Genomic DNA, 597 nt, shown 5'->3' with positions numbered 1-597 from the left:
CCTGCTTTGACATCCACACTAGTACCGCTCACATCCGCGCTTGCATCAGTGATGTCAGTGGCAACCGTTAAGGCGCCTTCAAGCACATCTTTGCTGTCGCTATCATTGGCGGTTAATGGCTGACCGTTGTTGTCCGTGGCCGTTACCGTGGTGGTGATTGTGCCATCACGTAACTCTGAAAGATCAACGCCTGTCACTTCATAGCTACCATCAGCAGCAACAATTGCGCTGGTCGTAACTGTTTTACCATCTGCATCCGTGAAGGTGATGTTGACGCTATTACCTGCTTTGACATCCACACTAGTACCGCTCACATCCGCGCTTGCATCAGTGATGTCAGTGGCAACCGTTAAGGCGCCTGCAGTGGCATCCATCTCTTCAGAGGCCGTGACGTCAACCACTTCACCGTTGTTGTCAGTGGCGGTAACCGTCGCTGTGATTTCCCCATCAACTAAGCCTGAGGTGTCAATTACACCCGTGTCATAGCTGCCATCAGCATTTACGATTGCTGTGTCAGTGACGGTGTTGCCTTGCGCATCGGTCAAGGTCACGCTCACGGTGGCCCCTGGCGCCACATCAGTGGTGGTACCAGTAACC

At 53.1% G+C, this 597-nt stretch carries 1 protein-coding gene; it reads right to left on the bottom strand.

Annotated elements, in window-relative coordinates:
• The coding region (locus ACZ2XM_RS15010) for a hypothetical protein (protein WP_490598343.1) at positions 1 to 597 on the bottom strand (597 nt) is incomplete at both ends.

The organism is Psychrobacter sp. CoH-33_TS_01 (genome assembly GCF_058189395.1).
The sequence above is the reverse complement of the archived record's forward strand: the minus strand, read 5'-3'. Positions and strand labels throughout refer to the sequence as shown.